At 48.2% G+C, this 14,758-nt stretch carries 12 protein-coding genes; 4 read left to right on the top strand and 8 right to left on the bottom strand.

Annotation, left to right across the window (positions count from 1 at the left end; genetic code table 11):
* The gene (gene lptD, locus BLW68_RS17335) at positions 1-2,274 is read right to left on the bottom strand and encodes an LPS assembly protein LptD (RefSeq protein WP_092796068.1); all 2,274 of its coding nucleotides are present in this window, start codon (positions 2,272-2,274) and stop codon (positions 1-3) included.
* 139 nt (positions 2,275-2,413) lie between these two features.
* On the opposite strand from lptD, the gene djlA reads away from it, so the two are divergent.
* Positions 2,414-3,223, top strand: coding sequence for a co-chaperone DjlA (djlA, locus tag BLW68_RS17330; protein WP_092796066.1), 810 nt, complete (start codon positions 2,414-2,416; stop codon positions 3,221-3,223).
* On the opposite strand, the gene BLW68_RS17325 is transcribed toward djlA, so the two are convergent.
* The 5 genes from BLW68_RS17325 to rapA form a co-directional block, all read right to left on the bottom strand.
* Positions 3,218-3,994 carry a DUF3530 family protein gene (locus BLW68_RS17325; RefSeq protein WP_092796064.1) on the bottom strand — a complete coding sequence of 259 codons (777 nt, stop codon included), beginning with the start codon at positions 3,992-3,994 and terminating at the stop codon, positions 3,218-3,220. The two genes, djlA and BLW68_RS17325, sit on opposite strands and share 6 nt — an antisense overlap.
* 72 nt (positions 3,995-4,066) lie before the next feature.
* Complete coding sequence (locus BLW68_RS17320) at positions 4,067-4,426, bottom strand: hypothetical protein (RefSeq protein ID WP_092796062.1); 360 nt, start codon at positions 4,424-4,426, stop codon at positions 4,067-4,069.
* Positions 4,427-4,637: 211 nt separating this feature from the next.
* The gene (locus BLW68_RS17315) at positions 4,638-5,717 is read right to left on the bottom strand and encodes an OmpA family protein (RefSeq protein ID WP_092796061.1); all 1,080 of its coding nucleotides are present in this window, start codon (positions 5,715-5,717) and stop codon (positions 4,638-4,640) included.
* A 170-nt stretch (positions 5,718-5,887) separates the two neighbouring features.
* Positions 5,888-6,526: an RluA family pseudouridine synthase gene (locus BLW68_RS17310; RefSeq protein ID WP_092796058.1), complete on the bottom strand. Its 639-nt coding sequence runs from the start codon at positions 6,524-6,526 to the stop codon at positions 5,888-5,890.
* Positions 6,527-6,528: 2 nt separating this feature from the next.
* Positions 6,529-9,441: an RNA polymerase-associated protein RapA gene (rapA, locus tag BLW68_RS17305; protein ID WP_092796054.1), complete on the bottom strand. Its 2,913-nt coding sequence runs from the start codon at positions 9,439-9,441 to the stop codon at positions 6,529-6,531.
* Between the two features lie 240 nt (positions 9,442-9,681).
* On the opposite strand from rapA, the gene BLW68_RS17300 reads away from it, so the two are divergent.
* Positions 9,682-11,073, top strand: coding sequence for a PhoH family protein (locus BLW68_RS17300; RefSeq protein ID WP_092796051.1), 1,392 nt, complete (start codon positions 9,682-9,684; stop codon positions 11,071-11,073).
* A 107-nt stretch (positions 11,074-11,180) separates the two neighbouring features.
* Entirely contained in the window at positions 11,181-12,251 is a 1,071-nt protein-coding gene (locus tag BLW68_RS17295) for a hypothetical protein (RefSeq protein ID WP_092796049.1), read from the top strand.
* Here BLW68_RS17295 and BLW68_RS17290 read toward each other — a convergent pair.
* Complete coding sequence (locus tag BLW68_RS17290) at positions 12,243-13,166, bottom strand: hypothetical protein (RefSeq protein WP_092796047.1); 924 nt, start codon at positions 13,164-13,166, stop codon at positions 12,243-12,245. The genes BLW68_RS17295 and BLW68_RS17290 overlap by 9 nt on opposite strands.
* Entirely contained in the window at positions 13,167-13,823 is a 657-nt protein-coding gene (locus tag BLW68_RS17285) for a choice-of-anchor H family protein (protein WP_092796045.1), read from the bottom strand. It abuts the gene before it with no gap.
* An 85-nt stretch (positions 13,824-13,908) separates the two neighbouring features.
* Here BLW68_RS17285 and BLW68_RS17280 point away from each other — a divergent pair, with 85 nt between their 5' ends.
* On the top strand, positions 13,909-14,754 hold the full coding sequence (locus BLW68_RS17280; protein WP_092796042.1) for an RluA family pseudouridine synthase: 846 nt from the start codon (positions 13,909-13,911) through the stop codon (positions 14,752-14,754).
* Positions 14,755-14,758: the final 4 nt, after the last annotated feature.

Raw genomic sequence — 14,758 nt, 5'->3', positions numbered from 1 at the left:
TCAATTAGTTAATAAGTATGGCTTGCGGTAGCTGAAAATACCGTTGGACAGCATGTCGGTTACACCGAAGCCAGCACTGTCGCCAAAGCCTTTCAGGACAAACTGTAATCCAATGCTGCTATCGAGTCTGCTGGTACCATTAATAGCATCAACCGGCAGTTCAAGATCGGTTAGCACCTGGCGTCTGGCAACCAAACGCACGGCCCAACAGCATGATTCGTATTGCACACCAAAGCTGGCGTCTATCATACGATTATTTGTCACATCCCGATAGTAAGTGCCCACCAGTTGCCAGCTATCGCTTACGGGCATAGTGCCCAGCACGCCCATTTGCTGGATTTCCTGACCTGAGACTGCCCGACTGTATCTATGGTTCAACTGAAACAGGCTTTTACCACTGCCGCGGTAATCCAGTGAAGCATTGCTTTTCATTAACTGATCGCTGTCGATGTCGTACTGCGCTGCAGTGCTGAAATACCACTTACTGAACCAGTGCCAAATCATCTCGGCAGCCAGCATGGATTCAGTTGAGGTTAAATCGTCAACGATGTCTGTTCTGTCTGGTTGTGGCTTGGGATCTGACAGAAAGAAAATCTGCCCGAGGCTAAAACGAAATAACTCGTTGTCAATATTGTCGTAGAAACGGGTAGTCCAGCCTACTGTAATCTGGTTTGCTTCGTTAATCCGATCCAGGCCGGAATAGCGGTTTTCCCGGAATAAGCCGTAGTAATCGTCCTGCAGTCGGGTGGTGTCGTACAGGCCAATATTACTCTGGTCCCGGTAAGGGATATACAGGTACTGGATCTGTGGTTCAAAGGTATGCAGCGCAGGTTCGCCAAACCAGTTGTATTCGCGCTCAAAGTTGATACGTGAATGCAACCGTACTTTAGGTATGGTACGGGTGACACTGCTGCTGATGTGATCGATGCTACTGTCATCAAAGTCTTGCTGGTAATAGGTATACATCAGACTGGCTTGAGCGGTAAGCTCCAGTGCCGGTGTAATAAACGGAATTTCAATACCGGGCTCAATATGCAGACGATCAGCGTTACTTATTTGCGCTGTACTGTTTTCAAAATGGGCGTATTGCGCCTGCCAGTTAAAATTGACATTTGGCAGTAGGCTGTGTGGTTTAGCCGAACTCAGGCTAAGCTCGGGTAAGGTACTGTAAGCATTGTTATAGTTACCTAACACTTCAAAACCCTGTACTTTCAGGTGCGAGTGCACCTGAGTACCGTAATAACTTAATGCAGCCTGACGCAATAATTGGGTATCACTCTGGTTGCTGTAGTCTGAACCCAATTCGGTTAAATAGGCATCGTCGCTAACATCGGTAAAGTCGATGTAACCTCTGATCTCAGAGGTAAAGTCGCTTAAATGGCTGATGTGGCCCAGATACCGGCTGCCAAAATCTGAAGGTTTGTCATTGTCAGAATGCATATACTCCAGCTGTAAATTGCCGCGGTGTTGCTCTGTCAGGTAACGAAACTCTGATTTAAGCTGAGCGCCGCGCTTACTCATATAGCGTGGGGTCAGCGTCATATCATAGTTTTCTGCCAGATTGAGATAATAAGGCTGCTCAAGATCCAGGCCTAAACGTTGCGAGTTGCTGATTTTTGGCAACAACAGGCCACTGCGGCGGTTCTCGTTCACCGGGAATGTCAGGTAAGGCAGATAAAATACCGGAATATCTTTAATTTTAAATACGGCATTGCGGGCTTCGCCCCAGCCTTCACCTTCTTCAATACGAATTTCGCTGGCATGCAATGCCCAGCTGTTATCGTCTACCGGGCAGGTAGTGAATAATGCACTGTCTAATGTCAGCAGTTGTTCTGTAGCGGTAAGCTCCGCGGCATAGCCGCGGCCAGCCTGCTCTAAAAACCGGTAGTTGGCATCATTAAGGCTGGCTTTATCATTAATAAGATCGGCACTGAATTCTGAACCACTAACCTGAATGGCGCTGTTAAAGTATTCGATACCGCCAGCAGCCAGCACAGTTTGCTGGCTGCTGCTGAAGTTAGCTTTGGGCGCAATTAACAGCGTATCACGATAACTTATTTCAACATTACCAGTGAATTCAGCAGTTTGATTACCAGATAAATTAACATTGTCTGAGCTGATACGGATTGCCGGGTCTTTCGCATTTAGCTGATTAAAGGCTGCAGGAGGCTGAACTGGTGCATAACACATAGCCGCTGGCGAAGTCTGAGCATGGCTGTCAAAGCAGGCAGCACCAACCGGAACGAAAAAAAATACCGCTAAACCATGCTTCATGCAGCTACTCTTGCCTTACGTAAAGGTTAACATTATCAGGTGTGCAAAGGACTTGCTATGATAAATCAATTTTAGAAATCCTGCTAATCCGATATAGTGCGATCAGTCGATAATCGCGTTGTGGCAAAAGGGTTTGATTGTGTGGGGTAAAATTCTCGGGGCCTTGTTTGGTTTGGCTTTACTGAAACTGCCTGGCCTGTTGATTGGTGTACTTATCGGTCATTGGTTTGATCGCGCTTTTAAGCAACAGTTTGAGAAAAACGGCGGTTTTACCGGCTTGTTTAATGACAATCTCGATGAACAGGCACTATTTCGTTATACCACTTTTGCTACCATGGGCCATGTTGCCAAAGCCACCGGCGTGGTAACGTCGGCTCATATCAGCCAGGCTACGCAGTTTATGAACCAGCTTGGTTTAACGGCAGCCCAACAAAAAGAAGCTCAGGCAGCATTTCGTGACGGTAAGGCGGTTAGTTTTCCTCTGCAGCCGCAGTTAAACAGTTTTTATCAGGCTTACCGACGCCGCCGCGACGTATTGCAGCTGTTTGTTGAAATTCAGATCAACACGGCTTGTGTTAACGGCCAGATGACAGCAGAGCAATATGCTTTGTTGCAACAAGTGGCCGGGCATTTAAACTTTAGCAGTGTCCAACTTGATGCGTTGATTCTGGCATTTCAGGCGCAAAGCCGCTTTGCCGGGCGTAATCAACCTGCCAACAGCACAAGACACAGCCTGGCAGACGCTTACAAAGTGCTTGATGTAGCAGAGTCTGCCAGCGATGCTGTATTAAAGAAAGCTTACCGCAAGCTAATGGCGCAGCATCATCCGGATAAGTTAATGGCACAAGGTGTGCCGGCAGATATGCTGGAAGTAGCAAAACGCAGGACGCAGGACATTCAGGCCGCTTACGAACTGATCAAACAACAACGAAACCGCAGTAAACTATAAACCGACAGATGTAAGCCAGCCATATATTTCCTGCAATACCCATTCTTGTTCATCGTAATGGTAACCTGAACCGACAATCTGGCGTTGGCGATAAATAGCTTTAAGCTGTTTTTTCGCCAGTTGCTGGCGCAGCTTTAGCTGGCTGCTGACATAGCCATTATCGTATTGATGATTAATATCCAATGTCGGGATCTGGTGCGAAGCCAAAGCTTTAGCCAACTGCCGGTTGAGTTCCTGATCTGGCAGGTAGGCACCCAGCATAATAAACGCCGCAGGCTCTTGCAGTTGCTTGTCGGCATATAAGCGATTGAGCACCGCAGCGCTGCTGCCCTGTGCGATAACTATACTGACCCCAGGTTGTTGCTCTGCAGTACGTTGCACCGCTTCCATTCTGGCCTTCAGGCTTAGCTGATACTGCTGCAGGCTGTCTTCGGTAAGTGGGTGCTCGGGGTAGGAGGGAGGCATAATTGCCAGCGTATGCCAGCCGTAGTCATTTAGTTGCTGGCGCAAATGATCAATATGTTTCGGGCTTGCTGCATGCTGTGACCAGTCAGGAACTAATATGGCAGTGCCTTTGGTAAAGCTGGTCATATTTTCACGTTGCAACAGTAAAAATGTACTGCCATTTACCGTTTGTTCTGTCTGCTCATACGCGGGTAACTGCCGGTTTAAATCGGCAGTTAAGGCTTGCTCGGGGGTTAATGCGCTGGCATAGCTGTCTGCTGCCGCGCCAAAGATTGCAATCAGTAATCCAACAAGTAGGTAAGGCATAACCTGATCTTATTTGCAGCGAATAATCCGTTATCGGCTGTCCGGGATAAGTCTTTAACAACTTTGCTGGTGTTAGTAAGTTTGTTCCTGGGCGAGCGCCTGAGTCTGCACCTGCACATATTTGGCGAAGGTATAAAGAACTTGCGATTTATAGTCGAACTTTATATAAGTCGCGTGCTGTTCCAATACCTGCACAGCGGCTGCTGAGGGCAAAATAAAACAGAATTTTGTAGCTTTAAATTCTACCAGTGCCCGGGCCATTTCCTGTAATTGCTCATTTTCTGCCAGACGGGCAGTTTCTGTCTCTGAATTGCAGACGTGCGAATTTTCCATCAGGTTAACGATAACAGGAACTTGCTCTGCGGAAGCGGTAAAACAGCAGAACACACTGGCACAGCACCACAAACGAAGTGGCCGATAATAATTTGACATAACAGACTCCAGACCTGAAAAGCAGCACTTCCTTCCCTGTTGCAGTTTTAGGCAATCAAGACAGACTGGCTGTCATACCACAGTGGCCTCACCAGCGCACGGCGACATGCTAGCACAGCTTTTTTACAAGGTGCAGCCTGTTTTTTACTAAGCGGACGACAAAATAAAAAAGCCGCTGATATACAGCGGCTTTTTTTCTGAAAAACTTAAATTAACGCAGTACTGGCTCTTTAATTGTAGCTGTTACTTTAGCTTCAATACGCTGGTTCGCTGCGTGAGCTGCAGAGGTGTTACCCTCAACGCGTGGACGTGTTACACCGTAACCCACAGATTTGATACGTGAAGGAGCAATGTTAAACTTGTTCTTCAGAATATCTGCAACAGAGTTAGCGCGACGCTCAGATAAACGCATGTTGTAAGTCGGATTACCGATGTTAGATGCGTGACCTTCAATCACTACGGTTGATTCTGGGAAACGTTGCATAAATGCACCCAGGCCTTCTACGTCAGAAATTTTGTTTGCTGGAATAGCGGCAGAATCGAACGCGAAGCGAACTTCGATATCAACGTCACCAACAGCAGCCATTTTCTCTTCAAAAATGCTACAACCAGTTGCATCTACTTTATGGTTTGCAGGGGTGTTTGCACACTTATCTGCACTATCTGGCACGCCGTCACCATCAGAATCTACTACTGCAGCCTGAACTGGTGCAGCTGGGGCCGGAGCTGGCGTTGGCGCAGCTTTGGCAGCAGGAGAGCCAAAGGCATAGGTCATACCCAGCTTGATGCCAGCGTCGCCGTAAGACTCGTCAATACCCTGGTAGCGGTTAGCTTCAGCATATAAAGCAAAATTCTGGTTGAAGAAATGTTTGTAACCTAAACCCACATTAAATGCTGTGGTATTTTGGGCAGCATCAAAACGCTTTAAACCACCTACCAGATAAACAGAAGATAACTGTGGCAGATGATACATTACATCTAAACCATAACGGTTACCGTTAACATCTGAACCATCCAGTTTTGATTGCATTTCCATGCGGGCATATTCTGCACGGATGGCCCATTGTTCAGTCAGGTAATAACCTAACTCAACGCCGTAACCCCAATCTTTCTCCATATAATTCCAATCTGGAGATTCAGTTTTTTTCGTATCCGGCATGTAGTACTCGCCGAATAAAGAACCAAATACGCGCTCTTTCAGATCAGCTGCTGTTACCGTATTTGCATTTGCTGCAAAGCTGAACAATGGTAGAGCTGCTGCTACAGCCAGAAAAGTTTTATTAAGTTTCATCCATATCTCCTTAGACTACACTGACACTTTTAACAATTAAGTTATTATGCGTTGGTTTTTGATTTTTTGTAGATTGTTAATTAATTTCTATTAACGAACAATCTTATTTGTATTTGCATATGATATACCACTTATCTGAACCGTGGGTTAATAAATGCAAGAATATCTTATTAAAAAGGGCTTTTAGTAATAAAATGTAACCGTTGCCCCGTAGTAGGGTGCGTTAATATCAGCTTTTCAGCATGTAACTGCAGTCTGCCCTTTGCATCACCATAAAATTTGTCGCCAACAATAGGATGTTGCAGCCACTGCAGGTGTACCCGCAACTGATGCGAGCGGCCGGTTACTGGTGTTAACTTTAGCCGGCTATAATGTTCCTCACGTTGTAATACCTGATAATGTGTCAATGATGGCTTACCATATTCAAAGCAAACTTTTTGCTTTGGCCGGTTCGGCCAGTCGCAGATTAACGGCAGGTTTATACTGCCGCTGTCTGCTTCTACCCGCCCATTAACGCGCGCAATATAATGCTTTTCAGTTTCACGTTGTTGAAACTGACGGTTAAGTTCGCGCTGGCTGTTGGCTGTCAGCGCCATCACAACAATGCCTGAGGTTGCCATATCTAGCCGGTGTACTATGCGCACACCGGGCCAGACTAACCGTGCACGATACTCCAGGCTGTCTTTGTGCTCGGGTGCTTTGCCTGGCACTGTCAGCAAGCCGCTGGGCTTGTTAAACACCACCAGCGCTTCATCCTGATACAAAATATCCAGATAAGGCGACATCGGTGGCGTGTATTCCAGCAACATAATCAGTCGTGGCTAACAACAATAAGGCGGATGGCATCAAGTTTAAGCCGAGCCTTACCGATGTATTGTGTTAGTTGCTGTTGTTGGTGTGCCAGTGCATCAATTTCATCTTGCCGTACAGACGGGTTATATTGCCGTAAGGCATTAAGGCGTTGCTGTTGTTCATTCAAAGCCTGCTCTGCGCTTTGTTGAGCAGCTTGCATAATATCTGCTAATTGTTGCTCTGCCATCGCAGAAGCATTGGCAATTAACGGGTGAATTAAGCTTTGCAGCGCACCTGCCAGCTTGCTGCCAGTCTGGCGGCCAACAGGTTTCAGTTGTTTATTTAACTGCTCAAAGCTGACTTTAGCCGACAGGTTGTTGGCGCTTTTATCCAGCAATAAACGCAGCGGGGTTGCCGGTAAATAGCGGTTGAGCTGTAAAGCAGCAGGGGCGCTGGCTTCAACAATAAAAATAAACTCTAGCAAATAACTACCAACCGGCAGGGCTTTATTAGCCAGTATTGCCACTGAGCTGCTGCCATGTGCTTCGGTGGTTAAGATATCCAGCGTACCGCGCACCATAGGGTGATCCCAGCTTAGCAACTGAATATCTTCTTCGGCCAGTGCTGTTCCGCGGTCAAAGGTAACGGTAATACCGTCATCATTTAACATCGGGTAGCTAGAGCAGTGCATATGCTCAGACTGGGTAAGAATGATACTGGTGTCGCTGCGGTCTTCCTGGTTAATACCCAGCATGTCCCAGGCTTTAAACATCAGCATTGGCAGGGCTGTATCGTTGTCCTGTGCGGCCAGCTTTGTTACCAGTGTTTTGGCTGCAGCGCCGCCGCCGGAGTTTATTTCCAGCAGTTGGTCGCGACCTTGTTCCAGCTGTTGTTTTAACTGTTGATTGACCTGGCTGGTTTGAGCAATAAGCTGTTGCAGTGCTTTGTCGTCTGCATGTTGCGTTGCCAGCAGCGGCAGCAACTGCGGTGCAAATTGTTCAAACACTGTGCGGCCGGTTTGGCAGGTGTGCTCCAGCGCATTCAGCCCTTGTTGATACCACTCGAGCAGTACCTGCTGAGCCTGGCCGGTAAAATACGGCAAGTGGATCTGAATATCTTCACGCTGGCCGATACGGTCCAGACGGCCAATGCGCTGTTCAAGTAAATCCGGATTTAGCGGCAGGTCAAACAGCACCAGATGATGGGCAAACTGGAAGTTACGGCCTTCGCTGCCAATTTCTGAGCACAGTAGCAACTGGGCGCTGTATTCTTCCTGGGCAAAATAGGCTGCAGCTTTGTCACGCTCAAGTATGCTCATGCCTTCATGAAATACCGCAGCGCGTATGCCTTCACGCACCCGCACGGCTTCTTCCAGTGCAATAGCGGTTTGCGGCCGGGCACAAATCAGTAAAAATTTATCGTGCTTATGTTGTTTTAGTAACTGCAGCAGTTGTTCTACTCTGGGGTCAAACTGCCACCAGTTGCTTTGTGCATCTAACTGCTGAAATACCTGCTCTGGAAACAGGTTTGCACTAATGCGCTCGGCGTCTGTCAACGCCGGGTTCAGGCTGAAATGCACTTTCAGCGCGTTCTGATATTGCTCTGGCAAGCTAAGCGGGTAAAGCCTGGCCTGGCGCTTGGGGAAGCCTTTCACGCTGGCGCGGCTGTTACGAAATAAAATGCGGCCAGTGCCGTGACGATCCAGCAACTGGGCCAGTAATTGCTGGCGCGCTACAGTTTGTTGCTCTGGATCGCTGCTGGCGTCGGTTAGCGAGGCCAGTTCAGCAGTAATGTCGCTTTCATTAAGCACCTGTTGCAGCGCCTGGGCTTCGGCCTGGCTCAGGTTGTGCTGTGCTAACAGTGGTTTGGCGACTGCAGCAATATGCTGATAGCTTTGTTCTTCCTGTAAAAACGCGTTGTAGCTATGAAAACGTGCCGGGTCGAGTAATTTCAGCCGGGCAAAATGGCTTTCATGGCCCAGTTGATCCGGGGTGGCGGTAAGCAGAATTAACCCTGCAGTATTGGCTGCCAGTTCGCTGACACGCTGGTATTCTTCGCTTGGTGCCTGTTCATGCCATTGCAGGTGGTGAGCTTCGTCAACCACTAATAAATCCCACTGGCTTTGTGTAGCTAACTGATGCCAGCGTGGCTGGTTTTTCAGAAATGCCAGGCTGCATAGCACCAGTTGTTCGGTATCAAACGGATTAGGGTTATCCAGCAGTGACTGCTCGCAGCGCTCCTGATCAAATACCGCAAAGTGCAGATTAAAGCGGCGCAGCATTTCAACCAGCCACTGATGTTGCAATGAGTCAGGCACTACAATCATGACTCGGCTGGCTAAACCGCTGATAATTTGCTGATGAATGATAAAACCGGCTTCAATGGTTTTACCCAGGCCCACTTCGTCGGCCAGCAGTACTCTTGGCGCATGGCGCTGAGCCACTTCGTTGGCAATGTGCAACTGATGCGCAATTAAGCTGACCCGCGGGCCGGATAAGCCGCGTAGTGGGTTCTTTTGCTGTAAATGCAGCTGTTGCCACGCCTGATAACGCAGGGTAAACCAGTCAAAACGGTCAATCTGGCCGGCAAACAAACGGTCTTGTGGCTGATTAAAGCTGATAAAGTGATCCAGAAAAGTTTCACGCAGTTCTGTGTAGCTGCCATCATCCAGCCTGCTGCCACAATATACCAGGATATCATGCTGCGGTTTGATTGCACTGATTTGCAGTTTAAAACCATCTGCGCTGGCCACTTCGTCGCCGATATTAAATTGTACCCGGGTTAATGGCGCTTCGGCCTGGGCATAAAGCCGGGTTTCTCCGCTGGCAGGGAACAGCAATGTTACATTGCGGCCTTCCAGCGCGACTATGGTGCCTAAACCTAAATCGGATTCTGTATCACTAATCCAGCGTTGTCCCAGAGCAAACTTCATCTTGTACCCTATCAGCTAAAACGGGGGCGCTATGGTACTAGGAATCATGTCTTGCTGCATCTGTATTCGCATTAAATAGCGCAGAGTATTTTGTCATCTATTTGACATACCATAACGGCACAGTATGAGTGGCTGAAGTTACAGTAAATTTTTGCATAAGCTGAGGCAAAGTTTATCAGTTGCACTATGCTTGTTTTATGACACTGGTATAGGCCTGTGTCAGGCGAAGAGGAGCCCCGTATGGCGCGAAGAAAAAGTAAAGATAAAAAAATCTACGTTCTAGACACCAATATCCTGCTACACGAACCTTTTGCCTTCCTTAACTTCCAAGAACATGACGTTGTAATACCGATGACAGTACTGGAAGAGCTTGATCATATAAAAGATCGCAATAAAGATGTCAGCCGTGATGCCAGGGTTGCCATTCGGGCGCTGGAGGATGTGCTAAAAGATGCATCGCCGGATCAGATGCTGCAAGGTGTGGCCATGCCGCGGCAGGGAGAACAAAAGCAGGGCGGCCATCTGTTTATTGTTAATGATCATCATATCACTGATGAAATTCCCGGTTTACCCGGCGGCGAGAACGACCACTTAATTATTAATACCGCACTTTACCTGCAGCGGGAAAAAAGTCCGACTAAGGTTATTCTGGTTACCAAAGACATTAATATGCGGCTTAAAGCCAAAGGTGCAGGTTTAAAACTGGTAGAGGATTATCGTACCGACCAGCTGATTGATGATGTCCGCTTTTTATATAAAGGCTATTACAAATTTCCCGGTGATTTCTGGAGCCAGGTAGGCGAGTGCCGCACTGAGAATGAAGGTCGTGAAACCTATCATTATGTTAGCCGCAGTGTGTTACCTAATGCTTATCTTAATGAATATCTGATAGATGAGGTGGAAGGCTTCGCTGGTAAGGTGGTCGCGATAACCGAGAAAGAAATCCGTATTCTCGATTTTGGTTATGAGCGCTTAATGCACCGCCATGCCTGGGGTATTCATCCGAAGAACATCTATCAGGCTATGGCCATGCAGGCCCTGCTGGACCCGCAGATGGATTTAGTGATTTTGACCGGCCCGGCCGGTTGCGGTAAAACCTTAATTGCCCTGGCTGCTGCACTGGAGCTGGTAATAGAAAAAGGTATGTATGACAAAGTAATTGTTACGCGCAATACCCCTGAGATTGCTGAATCTATCGGATTCTTACCCGGCACAGAGGAAGAAAAAATGGCGCCCTGGCTGGCCGCTATTACCGATTCGCTGGAAGTGTTGCACAAAACAGATGAACATCCGCATGCCAGCGTCAATTACATTATGGAAAAGGCCAATATTCAGTTTAAGTCAGTTAACTTTATGCGTGGGCGCAGTATTCAAAATGCGATAGTAATTTTGGATGAGTGTCAGAATTTAAGTGCAGCGCAGTTAAAAACCATTATTACCCGTTGTGGTGAGGGGACCAAACTGATTTGTTCCGGTAATTTATCGCAGATTGACAGTAACTATTTAACGGCAGTAACATCAGGCTTAACTTATATAGTGGAACGATTTAAAAACTTTGAAGGTAGTACCACCATTAACTTAAATGGTGTAGTGCGCAGCCGTCTGGCGTCGTTCGCTGAAGCTAATTTGTAACCTGTCTGTATTGTTTATAAAAAGCCTGGTTGACTAATTATATCGTTCAACTAGGCTTTTTTTGTTCTTATTACCCTAAAGTCCTTCCGGACATGCAAAGGAGTTGCATGAAAAACCCTGTATACACCGAATATAAACGCAGTAGCCTGCTGGGGGCTCTGCTGGTGCTTGCTTTGTCGCTAGTGGGAGCAACCGGGCATTACCTGCTGACTATTGACAATAAAGTGGTGCATAGCAAAAGCCAGCTGGATAATGCAGTAAAGCAACTGGACAGCACCTTGCTACCGCTGATGGGATTTGCTGAAGCATTGCGGCGCAATGCACAGATCAAACTACAGTTACCGGCTATACAAAACGATAACAGCCTGCCGGTGTTATCTGTGCTCACGGCTGAGACTGAGCAACTACCGTTGTACAGTGAAAACGCCGCGCTTAATCTGGAGTTGCAAATGTTGTTAAGGTTGCAGCCCTATTTTGAGCTGGCCGGCGAAACGCAACCGGTTGTTAAAGGGCTGTATTATTTTTCTGAGCAGGGTTTTGCTTACAATGGCGCGGTGAAATGGCCGGATTATCTGACAGAGCAGTTGTTAAAATGGCGCCAGAACACCGCGCAAACTTTAAGTTTTGAACGTGACTTAGTATTTTATTCGCATTTTTCGCCACAGCAGGCTGCAATGATGGTACCGCTGAGTTATCAGGACAAAAAACTGGGTAGCTTTTTGTACCTGGTGGCAACCGACGCTTTGTTGGCACCGGTACACGGCCAGTATCCGCAACTGGATTTTATGTTGCTGGATCAGTCTGGTGAGCTGGTAGGCGGCGCGGGCAATAGCAAACGGCCACAGCGTGCCGATGAGCATATGTTGCAGGTGCAGCGCTTAAGCAGCACGCCCTGGTCATTGGCGGTGCTGGAACATAAAACCAATGTGTTTGCAGCCGGTCTGCAGACTTTTTTCTGGCACTGGCTAGGGTATTTATTACTGCTGGGCGCGCTATTAGTAGCGTTACAACTACGTTATAAAAAACGTACTTTATCAGCAGTGGGCCGCTTAGTTGTGCATATTGACCGGCTGGCTGCTGGTCAGGCGCATGGTGTGCGGCATATTCCGCAGGGCTGGGCCGAAGTATTCGATAAGGTGTACCAGCTGCATGACAGAAAAAAACCGGATTCAGAGTAAACGATAACCAAAGCTGCCACTGCGGGTATACATAATATAGCTTTGGCTTATCTGGCCGGGCGCCGAGAGCGCCGGGCCGGTAGGGTCTATCAGCAAATACTCTTTACCCTCTAGGGTAACTTTTTCGTCCGTAGCGCTAACTGGTAACTGTACTGCCAGCATGGCGTGCTGTGGCAGGTATACTATGGCCAGTTTTACATCTGGCAACAGCATGCGGATCAGTGCAGCAAGTAACACCGTTTTGCTATCACAGTCGCCACGGTTTTCCTGCAGCACTCTTAGCGGCGGGCTGAAAGTATTACCACTGGAACTCTGCCGGTCAGATAAATCCTGATAGGGCAGTTGCTGTAGCCAACTACTGATATAGGCCACCGTATCCCGGCTGGCGGTGTTCACCAGCTTGTCATGTAAGGCTTTGGCTACCGGTAACAGGTCATTCAGGCTGTCCTGCATCAGCCGCTGGTGGTCGGGCACAATAGCGAGCCCACTCCAGGGCAGGCTCAGTTGATAATAATAAGCCTGCTGCAAATAGAACTGGCTGCGCTCAGCTGTGAGTTGGCTTAGCTCCTGCTGCAGTTGTGGTAGCAGAGTGTTATCGGCACTGACGATCTGATAACGCAATGCATTGCTGTCTGGCTGGCGCTGCAGGCGGACGTTAGGATATTGCGCCATGTGCATTTGCAGATCCCGCCATAAATACTGCTGCAATACGTTAGTTTGAAAACGGCGAAACTGGCGAAAGTGATTGCTTAGCGTAGTTTGGGCAATGCTAAAGTTCAGCTGTTGAGCCTGCCCGGCCACACTGAAATTGTAGTGAAAATGGGCCTGACCATCATCCTGTTGCAGGGAAAAACGTAAAGCATCTGCCGCCAACAGTGGTGGCAGCAGCAGAAAAAGCAGTAGGGTAAATTTCATTCAGCTCCGGTGACGTAATGCCCGATAACGTTGCCCAGACAACAAGCATAATACCAGCAACAGCAAGATACCAGTGGCGCCGCCAGATGCTTCAACCGTTACGCTGCTGCGAATGTAGCTGTCTCTGTTGTAATCTTCCAGTGGAATATAATCAAGGTTGGCATCATCAAAGCCGGATATCTCTGCCAGCAGGTAACCGGTTGCTGCGTCAAACAGCCTTATGGTCAGCAGATAGTCGTCTGGCGCAAAACGGTTTTCCAGCACCGTATCAATTGCCAGCCAGTCGTCAGGGCTTTGCCTGTACAATTCAAATACACTGCTGGTGTAATATACCCGCTCATCGCCATAGCTTGGCAGCAGGGTAAACTCAGCAAATACCTGCTGATAGGGTAATGACGTATCGGCATCCAGTTCAACTTCCAGCCGGTGATAGTAACCGTTGGCGTTGAGATCGCCGCTGATAAACACATCAACGCTATGAAACCAGACATGGCTCTGGTAAGCCTGAGTCGTTACTTTGGTATCTTTTACACTTTTTAGCAGTGGTTTATGCTCACTGCGCCGCTCGGTAGTGCTGCTATCAGTTGTGCTGGCCGTGGCTGGCGCAGCAAGCCACAACAGCAGGCAACTTAGCAGGCTAAAGCTGATATTTTTCATAACGGTATCTCCTTAGGCTTTGTTACTATTACAGGCTGGCGGGATGAATTTTGGCTGAACTTCAACGTAAAGGATGTGTAAAGCAATGAGACTGGTTCGCACTGTAGTGGCAGAGGGCAGCATAAATGCGATTGATTTACTTAGTCTGCGCGTGCCTGAGCTGTCAAAAGGCCGGTTGAAAGACGCTATGAGTAAAGGTGCGGTGCTGCTAAGCGGCAAACCGCAAAAACGGCTGCGCCGTGCGCAAACAGCCTTGCAAACGGGTCAACAGCTACAACTGCATTATGATGACGAGCTATTACAACGCAGCTGTGAGCCGGCGCAACTGATAAGTGATCAGCAGCAGTATAGCGTGTGGTTTAAACCTGCAGGCATGTTGTCGCAGGGCAACGAGTGGGGCGATCATTTGTCGCTGCTGCGTGCGATTGAGCAACATTTTGCCGCAAAACGCCAGGTATTTTTACTGCACCGGCTGGACCGCGAAGCCAGTGGTCTGGTTATTGTTGCCCATAGTAAAAATGCGGCAGCGGCATTTAGCAAGCTGATTGCCGGGCATAAGATCAGCAAGCAATATGTTATCCGGGTTAAAGGGCTACTGCCCGATAGCTTGTTACAACAAGGCGAAATCAGTTTGCCGCTGGACGACAAAGCCTGTCTTACCCGTTTTCAGCTGTTGCAGTTTGATACGGCAGCGCAACAAAGCTGGCTGGAGGTTGCTCTTATCAGCGGCCGCAAGCATCAGATCCGCCGGCATTTTGCTGCGGTTGGCCACCCGGTAATGGGGGATCCGCAATACGGCCAGGGCAATAAAGATACCACCGGGCTGGCGTTACAGGCAGTTGAGCTTAGTTTTAGCTGCCCACTGCGGCATAAGAGCCAAAGCTTTACTGTGCCGCCAGAACTTAGGTTGCACAGTTCATCAAAGCAATAACCGG

The sequence above is a fragment of the Rheinheimera pacifica genome (assembly GCF_900108485.1).
Taxonomy (GTDB): Bacteria; Pseudomonadota; Gammaproteobacteria; order Enterobacterales; family Alteromonadaceae; genus Alishewanella; species Alishewanella pacifica.
This window is presented reverse-complemented; position numbering and strand designations above follow the sequence as displayed.